We start from the raw sequence: 22,550 nt of genomic DNA on the forward strand, positions 1-22,550 counted from the left end.
TTAGTCTTTATTTTTTGTTAGAAATGGGAAATGTTTTCGGGAAAATCGATTCGGGCTTATTTAATATTCCTAAATTTTTAAACTTGAAAAATACAAAATATTGTGATATATTTAAAAAAAGAAACAATATATAGTGTTTTTGGAAGAGAAATAACACTTTGATTTAATATAAAACAGAGGGGATAAAAGGGAAAAATTGAAATACATAAATCGGGAGGAAACACCAATGCAAATATCGGGAACGTTAAAAAATATAATTGACGGGATAGTAACTGTCGAGAAAAATGATATAAACAATGAAAATGCCAATATGTCATCAATGACTCCGGCAGGGCAGATGATGAGATTTGCAAGTGAAGTGTCCAAAATGTATGCCTTGGAAAATTTGATTTCTCCAAAGTTTGCAGAGGCTCACCAAAAAGGAGAAATTCATATACATGACCTTGATTATTATCCGAGTAAAACTACTACATGTCTTCAGTATGATCTGGCAGATATGTTTGAGCACGGTTTTCAGACAAAACACGGATACATCAGAGAGGCTAAAAGCATAAGTACATATGCTACTCTTGCCACTATAATTTTCCAGACAAATCAGAACGAGCAACACGGCGGACAAGCTATACCTGCATTTGATTTTTATATGGCTAAAGGAGTACTTAAGTCATTCAGAAGACATTTCCGATACAGAATATTGAGCTTTTTATCTCTCGATTATGTAGATGAAACAAACAAAAAAGTAAAAGCGTTCATAAATGAAAATATACATACAATATTGCCTGACGACAGTGTTGCAGGTAAAATTTCCGAACACTTTAATATTGAAAAAACTCAGATTAAAAGGCTGATTGAAATTGCCTATGACGATACAAGATTGGAAACTTATCAGGCAATGGAAGGATTTTTACACAATCTGAATACAATGCACTCAAGAGGAGGAAATCAGGTAGTATTTTCGTCGATTAATTACGGAACGGACTTTTCCGAAGAAGGCAGAATGGTGATTCGTGAACTTTTAAAAGCTACCGAAGACGGACTGGGAAAAAGAGAAACTCCGATATTTCCTATACAGATTTTTAAGGTAAAAGAGGGATTGAGCTATTCCGAAGAAGATTATAAATTTGCAATGGAAAATATTGAAAAAATAGACGATATGTTGAATGGAAAAATAAAATTTAAAACACCTAATTTCGACTTGTTGTTACTCGCATGCAGAACTACAAGCAGAAGACTGTTTCCGAATTTTCTGTTTTTGGACACTTCATTCAATAGCCATGAAAAATGGGATATTAACGATCCGATGAAATACAAATACGAAGTGGCTACGATGGGTTGCCGAACGAGGGTTTTTGAAAATCTGAACGGAGAAAAAAGCAGTTTAGGACGGGGAAATCTGTCTTTTACAAGTATAAATTTTCCGAGAATAGCAATAGAAACAAGAAAAAAAATAGAAAATGTAGTAAACACGATGACTTTCGGCAGTGAGCAGGAAAAAGAGGATAAAAAAAATGAAATGCTGAAAAAAGAATTTCAATCAAAAGTAAAAGAAAAAACCTATCTTGTGGCTGAACAGCTTCTTGAAAGATACAGATTTCAGCAAACAGCTCTGGCAAAGCAATTTCCTTTTATGAGAGCAAATAACCTTTGGAAAGGTATGGGAGAAGTTGATCAGAACAGCGAGCTGTATGATGCACTGAATACAGGCTCTTTAAGTATAGGATTTGTAGGAGGTGCCAATGCCATGTATGCTTTGTTTGATGCAGAGCATGGAAGCAGTGAGATTGCATATGATACTCTTTACGAAACAGTGGAAATGATGAATGAAATAGCCGAAGAATTAAGAAAAACCTATAAACTGAATTATTCTATACTGGCAACGCCTGCAGAAAGTCTGGCGGGAAGATTTTTGAAAATTGATAAAAAAGAGTTCGGGGAGATAGAAAATGTAACGGATAAAGACTATTATGTAAATTCTTTTCATATTGATGTGAGAAATAAAGTAGGAGTATTTGAAAAGATAAAAAAAGAAGCTCCTTTTCATAAGTTGACAAGCGGAGGTCATATCACGTATGTGGAACTGGACGGAGAAGCGAGAAAAAATATAGGAGTTATACTTAAAATAGTAAAAACTATGAAAGACAGCGGAATAGGATACGGTTCTATAAATCATCCTGTGGACAGATGCAGAACATGCGGAACTGAAACGATAATAGACGACAAATGTCCTGTTTGCGGAAGTCACGATATTTCCAAAATAAGAAGAATTACGGGATATCTGACAGGAGATTTGGACTGTTGGAACAGTGCAAAAAAAGCCGAGGAAAAAGACAGAGTAAAACACGGGCTGTAGTCATAGTAAGTGATAAAGGAAAGGGATTTTTATGGACAGCAAAGATAAAAAAAATGATTTTACTTTGAGAATTTTAAAAATTTTTAAAGAAACAATAGTAGACGGAGTAGGATTCAGATATTCTTTGTATTTTGCCGGATGTATACATAAATGTCCGGGGTGTCATAATGAAAAATCATGGAATCCTGATAATGGAGAGCTTGTAAGCTACGAAATGTTGCAGGAGATTGCCGATGAGATAAATAAAAATTCTATACTTGACGGTATTACGATAAGCGGAGGAGATCCTTTATTTAATCCTGTAGATATGCTTAAAGTTTTGAAGTTTTTAAAAGAGAAAACAGGAAAAAACATTTGGCTTTATACGGGTTATACTTTGGAAAATATAAAGTCGGACAAGGATAGAAGTAAATGTTTGGAATATATAGATGTACTGGTTGACGGGCCTTTCATCAAGCAATTATACGCTCCTGACTTGGAATTTAGAGGAAGCAGTAATCAGAGAATTATTAAAAAATCAGAGTTTGAAAAATATTCCTGTGAAAAAAATACGCAGCCTCAAAATGTGTATGTTCAATAAAGCAGCCTAATAATAGTGATTTTAACGGATAATCAGGGGGACTTCCCCCTGAAATTTTATATTGGTATTAAATTATCCAAATTACCCATTCCCCACAACTTCCAAATAAACAATTTTATTATTTTCTATTTTGAAATAGTCTGTTCCTGTGAGAGTAAACAGTTCTCCATTTTTTTTACATACAACTCCCCAGTTGACCTGTTTCAGCTTGTCTTCTGAAATAACTGTCGTCCAAAGATGTTTTGCTTCTTCATTTCTTCCGAAAAAAGTTTTAAAAAAAGAAATAATATTGTCTTTTCCTTTTATTTCGGGCATATTATTCAGTTTGATGACTGTATCATCTGAAAAAAGACTGCATAATTTCAAAAGTACATTTTCATCAGTTACTGCAGGATCAGATAAAGAAAAATAACTGTCTGTAATATCCGTTTAAAATCCCTCCTTAATAATTCGGAAATTATTGAATAATTGAATTATAACATTAAAATTGTTATAATGTCAGTATGATTTAAAGAGTTGAAAGGAGAAAATATACAATGGATAAGTTACTTCATCCGAATATAGAAGATGTTACTTTAGAGGGACTTCTGCATGCTTTAAGTGATCCGATAAGACTGGAAATATTCAGAAGACTGTACAGTTCCGAAGAAGAAGGGAAATGCGGATGTTTTGTCGATTTAGGTAAAAAGAATAATCTTTCTCATCATTTCAAGGTTTTAAGAGAAAGCGGAGTTATTAAAGTGAGGATAGACGGAAGAAACAGATTTATTTCTACGAGAAAAGATGAGATAAATAAGAAGTTTCCGGGACTATTATCTTCTATTTATAACGGATGTGAAGAAAACAAACTTTTATAAAAGGAAAAATAAATGAAAAGCAAAAACGGAAGTAATACAAACATTTATACAATAGACTATGATGAAACAGTTATTTTCAAAGAGAGAATAACAAGATTTACGGTAACTTTCGATTTTAAAGAAAAGTCGGAAAATAATGAAAGTGAAAATTTGGCTCATTTACATGATTCGGGGAGGCTTACAGAACTGCTCGTGAAAGGAAACGAACTTCTTATAAAAAAAGCTGAAAATGAGAACAGAAAGACAAAATGGGATGTTATAGGAGTAAAAGTCGATGATGAAACAGTCCTTATAAATACTGCTTATCATAGATATATTGCCGAATCAATACTGAAAAATGAAAAACTTTCTCCGCTCGGAAAAATTAAAAATATAAAGCCTGAAGTCAAATATAATAAAAGTCGTATTGATTTTTATCTGGAAACTGAAAAGGAAAAAATTTATCTTGAAGTAAAAGGCTGTACCCTTATAGAAGATAAAGTCGCAACTTTTCCGGGAGCACCCTCTGTCCGTGCGGTAAAGCATTTGAACGAACTTATGGAATTGAAAAAAGAAGGATTCAGAGCGGCAGTACTTATTCTTGTGTTCAGAAAATCCGATGTTTTCAGACCGAGACATGAAACAGACAAAGATTTTGCCGAAACTTTTTATGAAGCAAAAAGAAAAGGTGTGGAAATTTATCCGATGTTGTTGAGTTACAAAAATAAAAATATTCGTTTTGAAAAAAAATTGAGAATCTTAAGAAAAAGTTTTTGATTGAAAAAGCTCTAAAAATAAAGGTTTGAGCTTTATTTTTCTGTCGTTTAAGATTGAACTATATAAAAAACTATGTTATAATACAAAACAGAAATATTATTTTTAGAAGGAGAAGAAGATGAATTATTTTCAGATGGTTATAATATATATTGTAATAATGGCAGTTGTACTTGGACCGACTTATTTTACAAACAAAAAGAAAAAACAGAAACAACAGGAAATGATAAATTCTTTGAAAGCAGGAGATAAAATAACTACAATCGGCGGTATAAAAGGAACTGTAGTAGAAGTGTTGACAGATACTGTTGAAATTAAAATTGATAAAACTGCAAGAATGACTATATTGAAAAGTGCTGTTTCAAGCGTTTCAAAATAATGTGTTGAAAATTTCGTTGGATTTAAAAATCGTGTAATTATCTCTGACAAGTAAATGAAATAAAACACAGGAGGAAAAATGAAAAGAATTTTTATATTAATGTTACTTTTAATAAGTACAGTAGTATTTTCAGAGACTTTGGAGAAAGTAACATACAGAAACGGAGTATATACTGCAACATTTAAAGAAAAGAGGAAAATAAACGTCAGTGCTACTTTTAATCAGAGTCAGTCGGTATTGGCATTAGACTTTCAAAATGTAACTGTAAAAGACGGGATACCTAATAATTTAAGAGTGAATGATCAATATGTGGACAATGTAAGTATTACCGAAGTAGCAGGGATTTCTACTATTTCATTTTATTTGAAAGCGGGAACACAATACAGAATTGTAACCAGAAACGGAGAAGTTCAGGTTACATTCAGCGGACAAAATAATAACAGTAACAGTGTTGTAAAAAATCAGCCTTCAAAAAATCAGAATACTCAATCAGGTAAAAAGAAAAAATATACTATTGTTGTGGATCCGGGACACGGAGGAAAAGATTCGGGAGCCTTAGGAAACGGATACAGAGAAAAAGATTTTGCATTGGCGATAGGACTAAAATTGGCGAATAATCTGAAAAAAGATTATAACGTTATAATGACAAGAAGTACAGACGTATTTATACCGTTACAGACAAGAGCCAAAATAGCCAATGATGCAAATGCGGATTTCTTTGTAAGTATTCACTTAAATTCGGGAGGTGCTTCGGCAAATGGAGCGGAAGCTTTCTATTATTCTAAAAAAGAATCGGCTTATGCTGCCGAAGTTGCAAAATTTGAAAACAGTGTAGACAGTAACTACAAAGACATACCGCTTTCGGATTTCATAATAAATGATATTTTTTACAGAATAAATCAGCAGAAAAGTGCTGCAGTGGCAACAGATGCTTTGGACAGTATAATTTCCAATTTCGGGCTAAGACGTAGAGGTGTTTACGGAGCAAACTTTGCGGTGTTACGTGGAACAAATGCACCTGCCATACTTGTAGAAGTAGGATTTATAACAAGTTACGGAGATATAGATCAGTATTTAAGCGAGTCAGGAAAAGAACGTCTTGCAGCGGGAATTGCCAATGCAATAAGAAAACATTTCAATTAGTAAAAACGGGAAATGTTAAAAACTGAAAATGAGGTGTAAACATGGGGAACGGAGTAAAAACTGGCAGTCAAAGTGAAAAAATCAAAGGTTTTTTCAAGAAAAACCTTTTGCTGATGATACTTGTTTTATTGTCTGCAGGAGCAATAACTGCGAATTATTATGATAAAAAAAATTCTCAAACTATAAACGTTACTGTAGATCCGAAACTTATGGAAAAGTCTTCATCAAGTGCGGAGCAAACTCAGAAAATCAATATTTTTGTATATGATCCGGCTTCAAAAACCGTAGAAAGTAAGGAAGTTTCCATTCCTAAGCAGCTTAATATTATTGAAGGAGATTTTATTAATGAAATAATTAAAGATTCTCCTTATATAACAAAGGATATGAAATTTCAAAATGCATATACTTTAAATATGGATGACAAAAATACGACTATTGTTAAACTGAGTTCGCAATTTGCAGGATTGAAGTCGGATAAAGTTTTATTTGATGGATTTTCTCAAGCAGTAACACAGACAATAATGAAAAATTTTCCTAATGTGCAGGCAGTTGTTATACAAATAGACGGAGAAACTACGGCTCAATAGAAAACAGGGGGTACATTTATGGGAATAAATATAGATAAAATAAAGACAAATGTGAAAAAATATCTTGATGAGAAAAGGTACAGACATGTAGAAAGAGTTGCAGCAGCAGCAAAAGAACTTGCTGAAATATATAATGTTCCGGCAGAAGATGCTGTTGCAGCGGCTTATCTTCACGATGTTGCCAAATTTTTTGAAATTACGAAGATGATTGATCTGGTAAGGGGAAAATATCCCGAAGTTGAAAATAAAATGTCTCAGACTACAGCTATCCTGCACGGTTTTGCAGGGGCCGAGTTTATAAGAAATAATTACGACCTGTTCGGAATAGATAATGAAGAAATTTTGGATGCAGTAAAATATCATACTATCGGAAGCGAAAATATGAGTACTCTTTCAAAAATTATCTATCTTGCCGATGCCATAGAATCGGGAAGAACGTGGGACGGTGTGGAAAAAGCAAGAGAACTTGCCAAAAAAGATTTGGATAAGGCTTTGATATACGAGATAAAAACAAAACTGGAATATTTGCTGTCAATAGAAAATATTATACATCCGAATATTATTTTATTCAGAAACTCTTTAATTTATAAAGGATAACAAGGAGAGTAAATGAAAGAACTTATTTATTTAAAAAAGTTACTCGAAGACCATGAACTGACATTTCAAGAAATAATCCAAATGTTGGAATGGACTCCGAAAAAAAGAAAACTATATAAACAGATACTTTCTTCATGGGAAGATGAAGGTGAGATTTATTTAAAAAGAAACGGTAAATATACTCTTCCTGAAAAAGCCGGACTGATTAAAGGAGAAATATCCATTACAGGCGGTAATTTCGGATTTTTGGATGTGGTCGGAGAAAACAGCATTTTTATTCCCGGCCACTATTTAAATACTGCTATGAACGGAGATACTGTTTTAGTCAGAATTCTTAAAGAAAACGGAAATTCGGATAAAAGCCGTGAAGGAGAAGTTTATAAAGTTGTAAAAAGAGCGAGAGACGTAATCGTCGGGATTTTTGAACATAATTTGAGCTTCGGATTTGTAAGACCGAGAAATTCGGGAAGGGATATTTATGTTTCCAAAAAGAAAATAAGAGGTGCCAAAACAGGAAATTTGGTTGCAGTCAAAATTTATTTCTGGGGAGATGAAGAGAAAAAACCCGAAGGAGAGATTGTCAGTATTTTAGGAAATCCTGAAGATACTGAAGCATTAATATCGGCTCTTCTTATAAATAACGGTATACAGGAAAAGTTTCCCAACGAAGTAATTAAGGAAACGGGGAAAATAGATGACGATTTTTCCGATGAAATCGAAAAAAGAAAAGATTTAAGACACCTTGATATTATTACTATAGACGGATCCGATGCCAAAGATTTGGACGATGCCGTTTATGTGGAAAAAACTGAAACAGGGTATAAACTTATTATAAGTATAGCCGATGTTTCCTATTATGTAAAAAATGGAAGTGAACTTGATAAGGAAGCCTTAAAAAGAGGAAATTCAATATATCTTGTAGATAGGGTAATCCCTATGCTACCGAGAAAACTTTCAAATAATCTGTGTTCGTTAAATCCCAATGAAGATAAACTCACATTTTCCGTAGAAATAGACTTTGACAATAACGGAAAAGTTGTAAAAAACGATTTTTACAAATCGGTTATAAAGTCCAAGTACAGAATGACTTATTCGGGAGTGAATGAAATATTTGAAGGAAACGGAGAACTTATAAAAAAATATTCTAAAATATATGAAATGCTTCAAAATATGCTTTCCCTTTCAAAAACAATAAGAAATATTAAAAAGCGTCGTGGGAGCATTGATTTTGAATTGCCTGAAATAAAAGTAGTTCTTGATGAAAATAAACTTGTTCAGGATATTGTACTGCGTTCGAGAGGGGAAGCTGAAAGACTGATAGAAGACTTTATGGTTGCAGCAAACGAGGTCGTAGCGGAAAAACTTTTCTGGGAAGAAATTCCGGCTATTTACAGGGTTCATGAAGATCCCGATAAAGCAAAAATAAGTGCATTAAACGAGTCACTGATAAAATTCGGCTATCACTTGAAAAATACCAACGAACTTCATCCCGGAAAATTTCAGACGATAATAGAAAAAACGACAGGACTTCCTGAAGGGTACTTGATACATAAATTGATTTTAAGAGCTATGCAGAGAGCCAGATATTCTAATAAAAACTTGGGGCATTTCGGACTTGCTTCCAAATATTATCTGCATTTTACTTCGCCGATAAGAAGATATTCGGATCTTGTAGTACATAGAATGCTTGAAAAATCTATTACGAAGTTTATGAAAGAAAAAGAAAAACAGGCTTATTCGGAAAATCTTGACATTGTTGCATCAACTATTTCCAAAACAGAAAGAGTTGCTGATAAACTTGAAGAAGACAGTGTTAAAATAAAGTTGATAGAATATATGCAGGATAAAATCGGAAATGTTTATATTGGAAGACTTAGCGGTATGAATAAAAATAAAGTTTTTATGGAATTGGAAAATCACATTGAAGTAGTTTACAATGTTTTGACTTCAAGAGATGACTTTATATATGATGAAGAAAACTTTAAAATTACCGATACAAAAACAGGGGAATTCTACACAATGGGGAATACTTTGAAAGTCATTATTACAGGGGCATCCTATCAGAAAATGGAAATAGAAGTAATACCTTACAGAGAGAAAACAGCTGAAATACTGCCTGAAACTGAAGAATAACAGGCTAAAGGAGGGAAGGAAATGGTATTAGCGAGAAATAAAAAGGCTTTTCATGATTATTTTATAGAAGACAAACTGGAAGCGGGAATAGAGCTTGTAGGGACTGAAGTGAAGTCCGTAAAAGCCGGAAAAACAAGTATAAAAGAAAGTTTTATAAGAATAATAAAAAACGAAGTTTTTATAATGAATATGCATATTACTCCTTATGAGTTCGGAAATATTAATAATTTGCCCGAATCGAGAGTGAGGAAGCTCCTTTTAAACAGAAAAGAAATAGAAAAATGGGCATCTAAAATGAAAGAACAGGGATATACGATTATTCCTTTATCGGTATATACAAAGAAAAGACTCGTAAAAATGGAGATAGGTCTTGCCAAAGGGAAAAAACTCCATGACAAAAGAGAGAGTTTGAAAAGAAAAGATCAGGAAAAAGATATGAAAAAAATTCAGAAAAACTTCGGGAGATAATAATGAGAAAACTAAGTAATGACGATAAAGCTAAAATCGCAGCTTTTGCGACAATATTTTTCTGGTCGTCTTCATTTATGTTTATAAAAATAGCACTTAACTATTACGATTCGATGACATTATCTGTATTGAGATATATAATATCATCTTTCGTGTTAATATTTTATATGATAATGAAAAAAATGAGAATGCCTGAATTGAAAGATATTCCCATTTTTTTCTGTTCAGGATTTACAGGATTTGCCTTATACATGATAACTTTGAATAAAGGACTGACTACTCTGTCTTCAAGTACTGTGAGTGTCATAATGGCATTTGCACCTATACTTACGTCCGTACTGTCGGTTATATTTTTAAAGGAAAAGATAAATTTGTACGGCTGGATTTGTATTTTTGTGTCATTTGCGGGAATAGCGGTTTTAATGTTGTGGGAAGGAGTTCTTTCGGTTAATGAAGGTGTCTTTTTAATTTTGACTTCGGCACTTCTTTTGGCAATATACAATATTATCCAGAAAAAATTAATGAGAAGATATACAGCCTCCGAAGCCACGACTTACAGTATTTTTACGGGAACGATTTTACTCGTACTTTACTCTCCGAAGTCTGCAATGGAAATATTTCATATGAGTTCGGCAGGATTTATTATTGTTTTTTATCTGGCGGTTTTTGTAGGAGTCGTAGGTTATATTCTCTGGAGTAAAGCACTTTCCCTCGCTGAAAATACTGGAGAAATTGCAAATTTACTGTTTTTAAATCCTTTTATAGCTACTATAATGGGAATAATAATTTTGCATGAAAAACTTACAATACCTACAATTATCGGAGGAACGATGATTTTGTCGGGGATATTGGGATATAATAAGTTTAAAGGAAAGTAGCGGAGAAAGACAAGTATATTTTGATTTGGCTGAAATTTTAATGACTTTGATGTTAAACGAAAAAGTGCTATAATTATACTAAATTATTATAAAGGATAGAATGCAGATGTCTAAATATGATTGGAAAGATAATGAGCTTAAAAGAATGGTTTCAGAAAAAGAAGAAGAGCTGCTAAGTAAAAAAAGAGCAAAAGAACTGTATGATAAAAAAATTATGGAAAACTTTGAAGTCGGTACATTTAAAGGATTACAGCAGATACACGAGTATTTATTTAAGGATATATTTGAAGATGCGGGAAAAATAAGAGAAAAAAATTTTTCCAAAGGGGGGGTCAGATTTGCTTCAGCAATTTTTTTAAAAGATAATCTGAAAACACTTGATAAAATACCTGAAAGTACTTTTGAAAATATTATTGATAAATATGTCGAAATGAATATACTTCATCCTTTTAATGAAGGAAACGGTAGAAGTATGAGAATATGGTTTGACAGAATGTTTATAAAAAATCTCGGTATATGTATTGACTGGTCAAAAATAAACCCTGCAGAATATTTACAGGCAATGGAGCAATCCCCTGTTAATACTTTGGAGTTGAGAACTCTGCTCGAAAAAAATATTACAAAAGACATTGATAACAGAGAAATTTATATGCATGGAATTAATCAAAGCTACAAATATGAGAATATGTATGAATATGATATTGAAAAAATTTAATATTTATGGTAAAATTGTAATAGAAAAGTTTCCAAAAAAGTAATTAATTACGGGAATGTTTTGGTTTCGACAGGATAGGAAGCCTGTTATCGGCAAGTAAGCGGGAGCTTTAAAATCCAACTTAAATATAATCGGAAACGATAATTACGCATTAGCTGCCTAAGTCGCAGCTCGTCATTGTAAGGAATTGCCGTTTTTCTTTCAGATGACGTCATTATTAACGGCTTACTCGAATGTATGATTATGTCATTGGAGGACAACTTATAATCTCGCTGTCGGACTTTTGTCCGCTTAATATCCGGCAGTTAAAGCGTTAAACGGACTAAACTTGTAGATGATAGTAGGAACTTTGTATTTTGGACACGGGTTCGATTCCCGTCATTTCCACCAAAATGAGATGAAATAATTGAGAATTTATATTATTTAGGAGAAAATCTCTAAGTTTTGAAGATTATTTTTAAATTTTTATTGATTTTTATAAATAAATAATGTATAATTTATTATATCAAACCCCCTACAAACTATAAATTGTTTTTATAGTTCGTGTAGGGTTTTTATTTATGGAGTTAATTATGAATAAAAAATATTTGGAAATTTCAGAACAAATAGAACTTTTTAGAAGTCGCGGTATGATTGTAGAAAATAAAGAAAAAGCCGCAGAAAAATTGGTTTTTATAAATTATTATAAAATAAAAGAAGCCTCATTACCGTTTTTACATAATGGAATGTATGAAAAAAATACGAAATTTGGGGATATTGTTTTTAGATTTTATGAAGATAGAAATTTGAGATTATATTTTTTGAGAATTGTTGAAAAGATAGAAGTATCGTTGAAAACTAATTTTTCAAGAATATTAGGTAGAGAATTTGAAGATACAGGATATTTGGATTTTAAAAAATGGACAGATTCTGAAGAATATTGTAAGCATTTATAAGCAGAAAGAGTTTTTTAGAAGAATAGATAAAAACATTAAGCAGTCAAAAAACAAATTAATACAAGAATATAAGAATCAAAGCGAAATTCCTGTATGGTTAATAGTAGATGTTTTAACTTTTGGAGAAATATTGAATTTATATAAATTAATGAAAAAAGAATATAAAGAAGAAATAGCTGAAAATCATAATATAACAGCTTCTATTTTTGTGTCATGGTTAGAAAATATAAATTTAATCAGAAATTTATCTGCCTATAATTCAAATGTATTAGATATTTTATTTAGAACAAAACCTAAGATATTAAATAGATGGAAAGATAAAATAATAGTAAATGAAAAGAATAACAGATCAGTTGATAAAATTTGCAAAACAATTTTGATAATGGAACATTTGATAATGAATATAAATAAAGATTTTCCCGGTAATGCAGTAAGAAATTGCTTAATGAGATTATACAAAAGAGACAAAAGAATTTTAAAACAAACAGGATTTAAAACAATAGAAAGTATCAAAGAAATAAAAATATAGAGATTTTTGGGGGACTTATTCCCCCTGTTTTATTTGTTTTTATAAGGACAACTAACCAAATGATCATCTATAATTCCTATTGCCTGTAAAAAAGAATAGATAATTGTAGAGCCTACAAATTTAAAACCTCTTTTTTTGAGGTCTTTGCTTATTTTATCGGATAATTCACTTGTGGCAGGAACTTCCGACAAAGTTTTCCAATTGTTTATAATTCTTTTATTATCGGTAAAATTCCAGATATAATCGGAAAATGATCCGAATTCTTTTTGGACTTTCATAAATGCAATCGCATTTGTTACTGCAGAATAAATTTTAAGCCTGTTTCTTATAATTCCTTCATTTTGAAGAAGCTCGTTAAGTTTATTTTCGTCATATTCTGCTATTTTTTTATAATCAAAATCATCAAAAGCCTTTCTGAAATTTTCTCTTTTCTGTAATATTGTGTTCCAACTCAGTCCCGCTTGAAAGCCTTCGAGAATAAGCATTTCAAAGATATAGCCGTCATCATGGGAAGGCACCCCCCATTCAGTATCATGATAGAGAATGTCTTTTTCCCCTTTTGCCCAGCCGCAACGATTATTATTTTCCATAAATTACCGCTTTCATTATAGTTTTAATTTGTGAACTTCCTGATTTTCCAGAGTTACAGTTACTTCTGAAAGGGGAATTTCAAATAAATCGAGATTATCTCCGAAATTATCGATTATAAATTCCATTTTCGGATTTTTAGCCACAAACGCTTCTTTTACATCATAAACAGTTTTTTCACTTTTTTTAATAATTCCCTGAGCTCTCACATATTTACTTTCATTTTTAGGAACAGTAGTAAAAGCTACATGACTGTTTGATGCAAATTCCTCTATCTTTTTACTGTTTTTCGCAGAACCGAAAAATAAAGCTTTAGAATCTCCACAGTAGAAAAAATTCGTAATTCTTACATTCGGAATATCGTTTACAGATGTTGCCAGAGCTATTTGAGCCTGATCTTTCATAATAGTTTCAAATTCTTTTTTTATGTCCATTTTTTTTATCCTTTCTTTTTCAATATTTTTATAGTATAATACTAAATAGTGACAATTTATGTCAATTTTATAAAAATATTTTCAGGAGAAGTTATGACTAAGTCCGAAAGAATAAACGATATGATAATTTTTCTCAGTAAAAAAAATTATTTTAATTTGAAAGATATAACTGAAAGATACAGTATTTCCAAAAGAACAGCATTAAGAGATGTTCAGTCGCTTGAAAAATTAGGACTTGCAATCTATTCGGAAGTAGGTCGTTACGGTAAATACAAAGTTTTAAATAACAAACTTTTATCGCCTGTCATGTTTACTGCTGACGAGATTTCAGCTCTGTATTTCGGAATGCTTACACTCGATGCCTATGAAATGTGCCCTCTTAATTTGAATAAGGATAAATTAAAAGAAAAATTTGAAGCATGTCTGTCAAAAAAACAGTCGGAAAAAATTTTTATGATAGAGAAAATAATGAAAACGGAAATGAAAAAAAGTAATGAAAACAGTCGGATTTTAAAAGACATTGTCGAAGCGATAACTGAAAATAAGGTTTGTAAAATAAGTTATAAAGGAAATGAGAAAAAAGAAGAAGTACAGTTTTTGGGAGTATTTGCAAAACAGGGATGTTGGAATGCAAAAGTTCTCAGTTATAAAAACGGTAAAAATAAAGTTTTGAAGTGTAATAAAATAATTTCTGTTGAAAAAACGGATATAAAGCCTTTTAAAACTTTGGAAGAAATTATCGTAGGATTGTAAAGATTTTCGGAGTGAATAAATTTTTATAGAAAATTATGTTTAAAATTGTTATAATAGGTTGTAAAAAAGGAGCTGAGGGAAGGGATAAAAGTGAAGAAAATTAATCTGAAGTTTGATAATAACAGAAAAGCGGAATTGTTGGCTTTTATTACTGTCTTCTTTTGGGCGGTATCGGTAGTTTTTACAAAAGTGGGAACAGAATATTATGATTCGACAACTTTGGCAGTTTTGAGATATTCATTTGCATTTTTGATGTTAGTAATATTTATGGTAGTAAAAAAGATAAAATTACCGAAATTAAAAGACTTTCCGATGTTTTTTCTGGCAGGCGGAGTAGGAATAGCTTTCCATATGATTACTTTTAATAAAGGAGTGAGTACGTTAAGTTCTGCTACTTCAAGTATATTGTTGGCATGTACGCCTATTTTTACTTCGGTATTATCGGTGATTTTTTTGAAAGAAAAAATAAACTTATACTGCTGGATTTCCATTTTTATTTCTTTTTCGGGAATAATCGTGCTTACTTTATGGGAAGGAGTGTTTTCATTTAATGAAGGGATTTTCTGGATGCTTCTTGCGGCTTTTTTGCTCGCAGTATATAACATAATGCAAAAAAGTTTTTCGGACAAATATTCGGGAACGGAAGCTACTATATACAGTATATCTGCAGGTGCGATTGTGCTGATGGTTTATTCTCCGGGCTCTTTAAGAGAAATTCCGAAAATGAATATAAATCAGTTTTCAGTAATATTTTTTATGGCTTTTCTGGCAACGGTAGTAGCTTATATTTGTTGGGGAAAAGCATTGGAAATGGCTGACAGTGCGGGAGAAATAGCAAATTTTATGTTTTTGGGACCTTTTATATCCACTTTAACAGGAATAATTTTTTTGAACGAAAAGCTCATGTTATCCACAATCGTAGGAGGAATACTTATTTTAATAGGAATAACAGGCTTTAATAAATTTAAACAGACGAAATAAAATACTTAAATGTGAGGAGACAGAAAAGATGAAAAAAAATTTTTGGAAAATAATTGTAATTGTTTTAATGTCAATAATATTAATAAGTTGTGGGAAGAAAGCTAAAAATGATGTTATAAAAATAGTGTTTTTACCTAACGAATCAAACGAATCTCTTAAAAAATCCCGTGAGGAATTTGCTGCGGCTATACAAAAAGCTACAGGAAAAAAAGTTGAAATCGTAACTACTACAGATTATAACATAGCATTGGAAAGTATAATTTCGGGAAAAGCTCAAATAGCATATATAGGTGCTGAAACTTATCTCAGTGCCAACGAAAGAAGTAAAGATGTTCAGGCAGTTCTCACAAATTCCGGAGAAAGCGGAACTTTAAAAGATGCTTTGTATTACAGTTTTATAGCTGTCAGAGGAGAAGATGTCGATAAGTATAAAACTGACGGAAACTATGATTTGAAAAAAATAAACGGAAAAGTAATGGCATTTGTTACGAATACTTCCACATCGGGATTTGTAATACCTGCAAAGGCTATAGTAAAAGAATTCGGATTAAAAGATACAGATGAAGTGTTACAGGAAGGAAAAGTTTTTTCAAAAGTCATTTTCGGAAGTTCTCATCCGGGAACACAGGTAACTTTGTTTAAGGGAGATGCCGATGTTGCGACATTTGCTATTCCGAAGGCTTTTACGATATACGAACTGATTGGAGGGGAAGAAAATAAAGTCGGAGCAACTTACAAAGTAAAACAGGGAGCTATAGCACCTTTCGGAGATTATGCAGGTAAAAGCTTTACTGTAATAAAATCCATAGCCGTACCTAACGGGCCTATTGTGTTCAATGTAAAAACTCTTTCAAAGGAAGATCAGGAAAAAATAAAAAAAGGACTTTTATCTAAAGAGGTAACTGATAATCCTTATATATTCAGCCCTAAAACAAGCAAAGTAAGAGGTCTGTTTTTGAAAGAAAATCCGAATACAGGATTTGTAGAAGCGAATACAGAATGGTATAAACAGATTAAAAACGGTGAATAATATAAAAAACTCCCGCTAATACAGTTTTTGCAGTTTTGCCCACTGTAATAATGCGGGATTTTTCATTCATAAGAAAAGTAAAATTTTTTTGTCAGTAAAGATGTTAAAATTTTTAGATTTTTTAATAATATGAAAGGAAATTTTATGCTGTTAAAAGTAAGCAATGTTTCAAAGCAGTATTCAAACGGAATAAAAGCCTTAAATGATGTGTCTTTTGAAGCTGAAAAAGGTCAGTTTATATCTGTTGTAGGACCTTCGGGATCGGGGAAGTCCACTTTGCTAAGAACTATAAACCGATTGATAGATGTTACACATGGAAATATACTGTTTGAAGATGTGCAGATTAAAAAGCTTAAAAATAATGAAATAAAAAAACTGAGAAGAAAAATCGGAATGATATTCCAAAACTATAATCTGGTCGAGAGACTGAGTGTTATAGAAAATGTGTTACACGGAAGACTTGGATACAAGTCGTTGCTGTCAGGAGTTTTAGGTATTTATACTGAAGAAGAAAAAGAAAAGGCTTTTGAGCTTCTTAATAAAGTGGATATGGGAAAATATGCGTATCAGAAATGCAGTGAATTAAGCGGAGGTCAGAAACAGAGAGTAGGGATAGCAAGGGCATTGATGCAGGAGCCGCTATTACTTCTTTGTGATGAGCCTGTGGCTTCTCTCGATCCTAAAACTTCCGAAAGGGTAATGGATTATTTGAGAAAGATTACCGATGAGATGAGTATAACCTGTATTGTAAATTTACATCAGACTGATATTGCGGCGAAATACTCCGACAGAATAATAGGTCTGAATCAGGGAAAAAAAGTATTTGACGAAGAAACGTCAAAATTTACGGAAAATATAATGAATAGCATATATTCGGATAATAATGAAGGACTTTAGCGATGAAAAAAAATGAAATTGAAAAAGATATTTTGAAAAAAAGACTTCAATCAAAAATAATATTTGTCATACTGTTTCTGATTGTTTATATTTCTTTTGCTCAAATTTTGGAATTTGAAGGAATAGTGAGTTTTTTGTCGATTCCTGAAGGAATAATATGGTTGTTTAAAAACTTTATTCCTACTCAAAATTCGTTGAAATACTTGCCTTTAATATTGAAAACAGGGCTTCATACAATTTTGACGGCTGTTACAGCAACAACGGTTTCGGGCTTTTTTGCATTAATTGCAGCAGTGCTCGGCTCGGAAACTATAGGGATAAACAGATTTATGAAAATTTTTACAAAAACAGTTGCTCTGTTTTTCAGAAATATACCTGTAGTTGCATGGTCTTTAATATTGCTTTTTTCCTTTAAGCAAAGTGAATTTACAGGATTTCTGGCATTGTTTTTTGTGAGTTTCGGCTATTTGATGAGAACGTTTACGGAAACTGTAGATGAAGCCGGAGAAGGAGTTGCGGAAGCTTTAAAATCCACAGGAGCCTCATATTTTCAGATAGTATTTCAGGGAATTATACCGAGTATAGCGAGTCAGCTTATATCATGGCTTCTTTATTATATAGAAAACGGCATCAGAGAAGCGACGCTTATAGGAGTTCTGACAGGGACGGGGATAGGATTTGTATTCGATTTGTATTACAAAAGTAACAGATATGACGGAGCCGGACTGGTTATTCTGGTAATTTTGATAATAGTTATAATAATAGAGCTTTTGTCGAATAAAATAAGAAAAGAAATGATATAAAGGGGAATGAAATGGAAAATTTGAAATATGCCCTAAGGACGAAAAAGAATAAAATAAAAATAAAAAAAATGACAAAATCGGGAATATATCTGTGGGGAACTCTTGGAATCTGCTTTATTATAAGTATTTTTAAATTGGCTACAATGGATACGGGAAATGTAAATATGGGTCAAGCGATTATAGAATTTTTCAAAAATATGAAGTTAATGTTTTTACAACCTCGGCTTTCTGAAAGATATACTCTTTTGGAAATATTTCAAAGCCTTGGAATAACAATATCTCTTGCAATATTTACGACTCTTATTGGTGCGTTTATCGGATTATTTTTTTCTTTTTTTGCGGCGAAAAATCTGTCCAATGAAAAAATATCAAAAGCAATAAAAATAGTAGTTTCATTTGTAAGATCCATACCGACAATTTTGTGGGTCATGGTGTTTTCCGTAGTTGCGGGAATAGGTGTGGAAGCTGCTGTTATAGGCATCTGTTTTCACAGTACGGGATATCTGATAAAAGCATATTCAGAAAGCATTGAAGAAATAGACAACGGAATAATAGAAGCTCTTAAAGCGACAGGTGCTTCCAAAGGGCAGATAATATTTCAGGGAGTTTTGCCTGCTTCGGTAACTTCTATTTTATCGTGGACTTTTGTACGTCTGGAAATGAACTTTACAAATGCGGTTGTTGTGGGAGCTGCTGCAGGAGTGGGAGGAATAGGCTATGAAATGTTTATGGCAGGGAAAATGTATTTTGACTCGAGAGAAATAGGATTTTTTGTATATTTGATATTCGGAACGGCTTTAATACTTGAAAGTATTTCCATTTATTTGAGAAGAAAATATATAGTGAAATCATTGTAAATTAAAGAAAGCTCACAAGAGAAAGAAAGTTTGGAAATAATGTTGACATTATTTAAAAATTAAGATAAAATAAAAATACGAAGATATGTTCGGAGAGCGAAGCGAACAGTATAATCAAAAGAAAGCTCAAATAGAAGATGAAGCCTTACCGAAAAACAGTAAGGCTTTTTTTGAGGGGAGACGGGGATTAAACATGGAATTCAGATTTTTGACGGAACAGTTTTATAAAGACTACTGTAATTGTGGTGAAATGGAAAAGAAAAAATTAAGACCTTATGCAGTTTTATGTATTGTAAATTATCAGGGGCTTACTTTTGCTATACCGATAAGACATAATATAAAATATAATTATGCAGTAAAAACAGTCAATAATCAGGGACTTGATTTATCAAAAACTGTAGTTATAAAAAATGATAAATATATTGATAATACTAAAGTAGCTGTTATTAATTCTGTAGAATATAAAATATTACTGTCAAAAAAGTATTTTATAGAACAGAAATTGGAAAAATATATTAAAGAATATAAAAAAGGGCTTAAAAATTTATCAGATTCCAAATACAGAAATCTTTGCGGAAAAAGTTGCCTGAAATACTTTCATGCAGAGTTGGGAATTTGAAAATTAATGCGTTTAATAAAAAAATTCAAATATAAGTAAAATAATAAATACACGAAATTTAAAAATATAAGAAATTTCAGAAAAAAATCACAATAAAAAATGACAAAACGGAAAAAATAATGTATAATATTATGAATAGTCTATAAAAATAGTTTAGACTGCAGAATGATTGAAAATTAGTGTAATTGTTCGGATTAAAAGGAAGGACTGTAAAATGAACAAGAAAATCAGAGGAATACTTTTGTTTGTTTTAGGAATATTTTTAATCTATCTTTTAATAAATAAAAATGGAATCCAGGCATCAACCAAGGGACAGGAAAATTTTTTGGCAATATTTTTAAATGCTTCAAGTTTGCTGTTTGGGAAAATGTCGTGGTTTGTCAGTATATTAATAACTTGTTGGGGAATATTTGATTTTTTCACAAGAAATATAAAGCTTAAATTTCATAAATCCAAAATAGCCGCATTAATAATTTTATTTATAGCGGATTCAATGCTTTTAATAAAAAAATCGGTAGTTTCACCGTTGCCAGACTCTTTTACGGAAGCAGGCAGAAAACTTCTGGAAATAGGTTTTAACCGTCAGAGCGGAGGGCTTGCGGGGGCATTGGCATCCATGCCGTTATACGGATTTATGCATTTACATATAGTAGAGGTAATATTAAAAGTCGTTACGGTAATATGTATATTGGTATTATTAAAGGAAGTACTGGTGTTAATATATGAAATTTTGGCAGGACTTGTTAAATATTATTCCAGTGAAGATTATAAAAAGAAATTAAAAATATTGAAAGCAAAAAAACAGGCTGAAAAGCAGGAATATATAGTTTCAAAAAAGCAGAGAAGAGAAGAGCTGCGTGAAAGACTTATCGAGTCAAGAAAGCAGAAATTAAGTTTTGAGATTTCCAAAAAGCCGAAAGACAGTTTTCTTCAGAAAACGGAAATGTATTCTGAAGCGGAACTGATCGATAAAGAAAAAGAATGGCTCGAATTACTGGAAAATCAGAAAAATAAAAACAGGCAGAAAGAGGAAAAAAATCCTGAAAAAAGGGAAAATATAAAGCCTGAAAAAGAGGAAAAACATTTCGATAAAAGTATTGAAATTGAGAAAAATAAAGACGAAAACAAAGAAAAACCTATAAGTAAAAACGATAATTTTGAGGAAAAACTCGAAATAAAATCGGAAAAAGTTGAAAATGAAGATTTAGAGAAGCTAAAAAAAGATTTTCAGGAAAAAGTTGAAACGGAAATAAAAAAAGAGTCTGAAATTATACAGAAAAGTCAAGAAAATGAAAATAATGATGAATACGAAGAACTTTTGAAAAAGTCCATCGAAGAAATATTTAAGTCGAAAGCAATGGATCCGAGTAAGAAAAAAGAGATAGAAAAAAGTATCGTGGAAAATGTATCTCATCTGGAATCGGTTCTGAAAGAATTCGGAATAAACGCAAAAGTTGTAAATTATGAATACGGACCGACCATTACAAGATATGAGGTTACAATACCTAAAGGCGTAAAAGTGAGCAAAGTTACTTCGTTGACAGACGACATTGCTATGAACCTTGCAGCCGAAAGCATAAGAATAGAAGCACCTATTCCCGGGAAAAATACTATTGGGATAGAAACACCGAATAAAATAAAAGAGCCTGTTCATTTTTCCAATATTATAAGAAATCCGCAACTTGAAAAAGGAGCATTGAACGTAATTTTAGGAAAAAATATAGTCGGACAGGACAGAATAATAGATATTGCGAAGATGCCCCATTTACTCATAGCCGGTCAAACCGGTTCGGGAAAGAGTGTGGCAGTTAACACGCTTATATCGACATTGATTACAAAAAAATCCGAAAAAGAAGTAAGATTTATAATGGTGGATCCTAAAATGGTAGAGCTTATGCCCTATAACGGAATACCGCATTTACTTGTGCCGGTTATAATAGACCCTCAGCAGGCTGCTATAGCCTTAAGATGGGCGGTCAATGAAATGGACAACAGATACAGACAGCTCATGGAAAACGGTGTAAGAAATATCGTAGGGTATAATTCTCTGGGATATGTGGAAAAAATGCCTTATATAGTAATAATAATAGACGAGTTGGCTGATTTGATGATGGTAGCTGCGGGAAGTGTGGAAGAGTCCATAGCAAGAATCGCTCAAAAAGCAAGAGCCGTAGGAATACACCTTGTTGTTGCAACTCAAAGACCGTCTACAGATGTCATAACCGGAATGATAAAGGCAAATTTGCCGAGCAGAATATCTTTTGCACTCAGATCCCAAATAGATTCGAGAACCATTCTGGATACTCCGGGAGCTGAAAAGTTGCTCGGACAGGGTGATATGCTGCTTCTTGAAAACGGTTCTTCCAAACTGGAAAGAATACAGGGAGCATTTATTTCCGATGACGAAGTTATGAAATTGACTACGGCACTCAAAACAAATAAAAAAGTCTCGTATATGGAAGAGATTTTAATTGAAACAGTTGAAAAAGGAAAGGAAACCGATCCGTTATTTGAAAATGCGATAGATGTAATAAAACAGGAAGGCAGAGTTTCCATATCACTGTTACAGAGAAAGCTCAATGTGGGCTTTAACAGAGCATCGAGAATTTACGAGCAGTTAAAAGAAAACGGAATAATCAGCGATGATAACCAACTTTTGATTGATGATTTTGATTAAAACAGGT

At 32.2% G+C, this 22,550-nt stretch carries 25 protein-coding genes and 1 other RNA gene; 23 read left to right on the forward strand and 3 right to left on the reverse strand.

What is annotated here, in order from left to right; translation table 11 throughout:
• Nucleotides 1-226 precede the first annotated feature (226 nt).
• Together FVE72_RS00770 and nrdG are read left to right on the forward strand one after the other, a co-directional pair.
• On the forward strand, nucleotides 227-2,350 hold the full coding sequence (locus FVE72_RS00770) for an anaerobic ribonucleoside triphosphate reductase (RefSeq protein ID WP_232049459.1): 2,124 nt from the start codon (nucleotides 227-229) through the stop codon (nucleotides 2,348-2,350).
• A 31-nt stretch (nucleotides 2,351-2,381) separates the two neighbouring features.
• Nucleotides 2,382-2,930 (forward strand): anaerobic ribonucleoside-triphosphate reductase activating protein, encoded by a 549-nt coding sequence (gene nrdG, locus FVE72_RS00775; RefSeq protein ID WP_146966316.1) that lies wholly within the window; start codon nucleotides 2,382-2,384, stop codon nucleotides 2,928-2,930.
• 81 nt (nucleotides 2,931-3,011) lie between these two features.
• On the opposite strand, the gene FVE72_RS00780 is transcribed toward nrdG, so the two are convergent.
• Complete coding sequence (locus FVE72_RS00780; RefSeq protein WP_172966383.1) at nucleotides 3,012-3,296, reverse strand: nuclear transport factor 2 family protein; 285 nt, start codon at nucleotides 3,294-3,296, stop codon at nucleotides 3,012-3,014.
• A 170-nt stretch (nucleotides 3,297-3,466) separates the two neighbouring features.
• Here FVE72_RS00780 and FVE72_RS00785 point away from each other — a divergent pair, with 170 nt between their 5' ends.
• The 13 genes from FVE72_RS00785 (at nucleotide 3,467) to FVE72_RS00840 (ending at nucleotide 12,904) form a co-directional block, all read left to right on the forward strand.
• Entirely contained in the window at nucleotides 3,467-3,787 is a 321-nt protein-coding gene (locus tag FVE72_RS00785) for an ArsR/SmtB family transcription factor (RefSeq protein WP_006808455.1), read from the forward strand.
• A 12-nt stretch (nucleotides 3,788-3,799) separates the two neighbouring features.
• Entirely contained in the window at nucleotides 3,800-4,543 is a 744-nt protein-coding gene (gene sfsA, locus FVE72_RS00790) for a DNA/RNA nuclease SfsA (protein WP_026736878.1), read from the forward strand.
• Between the two features lie 118 nt (nucleotides 4,544-4,661).
• Nucleotides 4,662-4,919 (forward strand): preprotein translocase subunit YajC, encoded by a 258-nt coding sequence (gene yajC, locus FVE72_RS00795; RefSeq protein ID WP_006807679.1) that lies wholly within the window; start codon nucleotides 4,662-4,664, stop codon nucleotides 4,917-4,919.
• Nucleotides 4,920-4,997: 78 nt separating this feature from the next.
• Nucleotides 4,998-6,062, forward strand: a complete 1,065-nt coding sequence (locus FVE72_RS00800) for an N-acetylmuramoyl-L-alanine amidase family protein (protein WP_026736879.1) — start codon at nucleotides 4,998-5,000, stop codon at nucleotides 6,060-6,062.
• Nucleotides 6,063-6,103: 41 nt separating this feature from the next.
• Nucleotides 6,104-6,649 carry a GerMN domain-containing protein gene (locus FVE72_RS00805; RefSeq protein WP_026736880.1) on the forward strand — a complete coding sequence of 182 codons (546 nt, stop codon included), beginning with the start codon at nucleotides 6,104-6,106 and terminating at the stop codon, nucleotides 6,647-6,649.
• An 18-nt stretch (nucleotides 6,650-6,667) separates the two neighbouring features.
• On the forward strand, nucleotides 6,668-7,246 hold the full coding sequence (gene yqeK, locus FVE72_RS00810) for a bis(5'-nucleosyl)-tetraphosphatase (symmetrical) YqeK (RefSeq protein WP_172966384.1): 579 nt from the start codon (nucleotides 6,668-6,670) through the stop codon (nucleotides 7,244-7,246).
• A gap of 12 nt (nucleotides 7,247-7,258) precedes the next feature.
• Nucleotides 7,259-9,379, forward strand: coding sequence for a ribonuclease R (rnr, locus tag FVE72_RS00815; RefSeq protein WP_026736882.1), 2,121 nt, complete (start codon nucleotides 7,259-7,261; stop codon nucleotides 9,377-9,379).
• A gap of 21 nt (nucleotides 9,380-9,400) precedes the next feature.
• Complete coding sequence (gene smpB / locus FVE72_RS00820; protein WP_026736883.1) at nucleotides 9,401-9,847, forward strand: SsrA-binding protein SmpB; 447 nt, start codon at nucleotides 9,401-9,403, stop codon at nucleotides 9,845-9,847.
• Between the two features lie 2 nt (nucleotides 9,848-9,849).
• Nucleotides 9,850-10,725, forward strand: a complete 876-nt coding sequence (locus FVE72_RS00825) for a DMT family transporter (protein WP_006807826.1) — start codon at nucleotides 9,850-9,852, stop codon at nucleotides 10,723-10,725.
• A gap of 106 nt (nucleotides 10,726-10,831) precedes the next feature.
• Nucleotides 10,832-11,440: a protein adenylyltransferase Fic gene (gene fic / locus FVE72_RS00830; protein ID WP_036055964.1), complete on the forward strand. Its 609-nt coding sequence runs from the start codon at nucleotides 10,832-10,834 to the stop codon at nucleotides 11,438-11,440.
• A 51-nt stretch (nucleotides 11,441-11,491) separates the two neighbouring features.
• Nucleotides 11,492-11,830: a transfer-messenger RNA gene (ssrA, locus tag FVE72_RS00835) on the forward strand.
• A gap of 182 nt (nucleotides 11,831-12,012) precedes the next feature.
• Nucleotides 12,013-12,375 carry an Abi family protein gene (locus FVE72_RS11530; protein ID WP_258454531.1) on the forward strand — a complete coding sequence of 121 codons (363 nt, stop codon included), beginning with the start codon at nucleotides 12,013-12,015 and terminating at the stop codon, nucleotides 12,373-12,375.
• On the forward strand, nucleotides 12,308-12,904 hold the full coding sequence (locus tag FVE72_RS00840; RefSeq protein WP_258454532.1) for an Abi family protein: 597 nt from the start codon (nucleotides 12,308-12,310) through the stop codon (nucleotides 12,902-12,904). Before FVE72_RS11530 ends, FVE72_RS00840 begins: the two co-directional genes overlap by 68 nt.
• 29 nt (nucleotides 12,905-12,933) lie before the next feature.
• Here the strand turns inward: FVE72_RS00840 and FVE72_RS00845 are convergent, their stop codons facing one another.
• Both FVE72_RS00845 and FVE72_RS00850 read right to left on the reverse strand, forming a co-directional pair.
• Complete coding sequence (locus FVE72_RS00845; protein WP_006807828.1) at nucleotides 12,934-13,494, reverse strand: DNA-3-methyladenine glycosylase I; 561 nt, start codon at nucleotides 13,492-13,494, stop codon at nucleotides 12,934-12,936.
• Nucleotides 13,495-13,509: 15 nt separating this feature from the next.
• Complete coding sequence (locus tag FVE72_RS00850; protein ID WP_026736886.1) at nucleotides 13,510-13,926, reverse strand: pyridoxamine 5'-phosphate oxidase family protein; 417 nt, start codon at nucleotides 13,924-13,926, stop codon at nucleotides 13,510-13,512.
• A gap of 93 nt (nucleotides 13,927-14,019) precedes the next feature.
• Between FVE72_RS00850 and FVE72_RS00855 the strand changes: the two genes are divergently transcribed.
• The 8 genes from FVE72_RS00855 (at nucleotide 14,020) to FVE72_RS00890 (ending at nucleotide 22,543) form a co-directional block, all read left to right on the forward strand.
• The gene (locus FVE72_RS00855) at nucleotides 14,020-14,679 is read left to right on the forward strand and encodes a helix-turn-helix transcriptional regulator (protein ID WP_026736887.1); all 660 of its coding nucleotides are present in this window, start codon (nucleotides 14,020-14,022) and stop codon (nucleotides 14,677-14,679) included.
• 90 nt (nucleotides 14,680-14,769) lie between these two features.
• Nucleotides 14,770-15,660 carry a DMT family transporter gene (locus FVE72_RS00860; RefSeq protein WP_006807817.1) on the forward strand — a complete coding sequence of 297 codons (891 nt, stop codon included), beginning with the start codon at nucleotides 14,770-14,772 and terminating at the stop codon, nucleotides 15,658-15,660.
• Between the two features lie 28 nt (nucleotides 15,661-15,688).
• The gene (locus tag FVE72_RS00865) at nucleotides 15,689-16,690 is read left to right on the forward strand and encodes a phosphate/phosphite/phosphonate ABC transporter substrate-binding protein (RefSeq protein WP_026736889.1); all 1,002 of its coding nucleotides are present in this window, start codon (nucleotides 15,689-15,691) and stop codon (nucleotides 16,688-16,690) included.
• Nucleotides 16,691-16,834: 144 nt separating this feature from the next.
• Nucleotides 16,835-17,587: a phosphonate ABC transporter ATP-binding protein gene (gene phnC, locus FVE72_RS00870; RefSeq protein WP_026736890.1), complete on the forward strand. Its 753-nt coding sequence runs from the start codon at nucleotides 16,835-16,837 to the stop codon at nucleotides 17,585-17,587.
• Between the two features lie 2 nt (nucleotides 17,588-17,589).
• Nucleotides 17,590-18,390, forward strand: coding sequence for an ABC transporter permease subunit (locus tag FVE72_RS00875; protein ID WP_026736891.1), 801 nt, complete (start codon nucleotides 17,590-17,592; stop codon nucleotides 18,388-18,390).
• 11 nt (nucleotides 18,391-18,401) lie between these two features.
• A complete protein-coding gene (locus tag FVE72_RS00880; protein ID WP_036055967.1) occupies nucleotides 18,402-19,247 on the forward strand; it encodes a PhnE/PtxC family ABC transporter permease in 846 nt (281 codons plus the stop codon).
• An 85-nt stretch (nucleotides 19,248-19,332) separates the two neighbouring features.
• A complete protein-coding gene (gene tenpIN, locus FVE72_RS00885) occupies nucleotides 19,333-19,866 on the forward strand; it encodes a type III toxin-antitoxin system TenpIN family toxin (RefSeq protein WP_232049461.1) in 534 nt (177 codons plus the stop codon).
• Between the two features lie 214 nt (nucleotides 19,867-20,080).
• Nucleotides 20,081-22,543 carry a DNA translocase FtsK gene (locus tag FVE72_RS00890; RefSeq protein WP_026736894.1) on the forward strand — a complete coding sequence of 821 codons (2,463 nt, stop codon included), beginning with the start codon at nucleotides 20,081-20,083 and terminating at the stop codon, nucleotides 22,541-22,543.
• The last annotated feature ends 7 nt before the right edge of the window (nucleotides 22,544-22,550 follow it).

This window comes from Pseudoleptotrichia goodfellowii (genome assembly GCF_007990505.1).
GTDB classification, from domain to species: domain Bacteria; phylum Fusobacteriota; class Fusobacteriia; order Fusobacteriales; family Leptotrichiaceae; genus Pseudoleptotrichia; species Pseudoleptotrichia goodfellowii.

Excerpts from the sequence above, each read along its gene's own strand:
- FVE72_RS00770 (WP_232049459.1), top strand. The coding sequence starts at position 227 with ATGCAAATATCGGGAACGTTAAAAAATATAATTGACGGGATAGTAACT.
- nrdG (WP_146966316.1), top strand. The coding sequence starts at position 2,382 with ATGGACAGCAAAGATAAAAAAAATGATTTTACTTTGAGAATTTTAAAA.
- FVE72_RS00785 (WP_006808455.1), top strand. The coding sequence starts at position 3,467 with ATGGATAAGTTACTTCATCCGAATATAGAAGATGTTACTTTAGAGGGA.
- sfsA (WP_026736878.1), top strand. The coding sequence starts at position 3,800 with ATGAAAAGCAAAAACGGAAGTAATACAAACATTTATACAATAGACTAT.
- yajC (WP_006807679.1), top strand. The coding sequence starts at position 4,662 with ATGAATTATTTTCAGATGGTTATAATATATATTGTAATAATGGCAGTT.
- FVE72_RS00800 (WP_026736879.1), top strand. The coding sequence starts at position 4,998 with ATGAAAAGAATTTTTATATTAATGTTACTTTTAATAAGTACAGTAGTA.
- FVE72_RS00805 (WP_026736880.1), top strand. The coding sequence starts at position 6,104 with ATGGGGAACGGAGTAAAAACTGGCAGTCAAAGTGAAAAAATCAAAGGT.
- yqeK (WP_172966384.1), top strand. The coding sequence starts at position 6,668 with ATGGGAATAAATATAGATAAAATAAAGACAAATGTGAAAAAATATCTT.
- rnr (WP_026736882.1), top strand. The coding sequence starts at position 7,259 with ATGAAAGAACTTATTTATTTAAAAAAGTTACTCGAAGACCATGAACTG.
- smpB (WP_026736883.1), top strand. The coding sequence starts at position 9,401 with ATGGTATTAGCGAGAAATAAAAAGGCTTTTCATGATTATTTTATAGAA.
- FVE72_RS00825 (WP_006807826.1), top strand. The coding sequence starts at position 9,850 with ATGAGAAAACTAAGTAATGACGATAAAGCTAAAATCGCAGCTTTTGCG.
- fic (WP_036055964.1), top strand. The coding sequence starts at position 10,832 with ATGTCTAAATATGATTGGAAAGATAATGAGCTTAAAAGAATGGTTTCA.
- FVE72_RS11530 (WP_258454531.1), top strand. The coding sequence starts at position 12,013 with ATGAATAAAAAATATTTGGAAATTTCAGAACAAATAGAACTTTTTAGA.
- FVE72_RS00845 (WP_006807828.1), bottom strand. The coding sequence starts at position 13,494 with ATGGAAAATAATAATCGTTGCGGCTGGGCAAAAGGGGAAAAAGACATT.
- FVE72_RS00850 (WP_026736886.1), bottom strand. The coding sequence starts at position 13,926 with ATGGACATAAAAAAAGAATTTGAAACTATTATGAAAGATCAGGCTCAA.
- FVE72_RS00855 (WP_026736887.1), top strand. The coding sequence starts at position 14,020 with ATGACTAAGTCCGAAAGAATAAACGATATGATAATTTTTCTCAGTAAA.
- FVE72_RS00865 (WP_026736889.1), top strand. The coding sequence starts at position 15,689 with ATGAAAAAAAATTTTTGGAAAATAATTGTAATTGTTTTAATGTCAATA.
- phnC (WP_026736890.1), top strand. The coding sequence starts at position 16,835 with ATGCTGTTAAAAGTAAGCAATGTTTCAAAGCAGTATTCAAACGGAATA.
- FVE72_RS00875 (WP_026736891.1), top strand. The coding sequence starts at position 17,590 with ATGAAAAAAAATGAAATTGAAAAAGATATTTTGAAAAAAAGACTTCAA.
- FVE72_RS00880 (WP_036055967.1), top strand. The coding sequence starts at position 18,402 with ATGGAAAATTTGAAATATGCCCTAAGGACGAAAAAGAATAAAATAAAA.
- tenpIN (WP_232049461.1), top strand. The coding sequence starts at position 19,333 with ATGTTCGGAGAGCGAAGCGAACAGTATAATCAAAAGAAAGCTCAAATA.
- FVE72_RS00890 (WP_026736894.1), top strand. The coding sequence starts at position 20,081 with ATGAACAAGAAAATCAGAGGAATACTTTTGTTTGTTTTAGGAATATTT.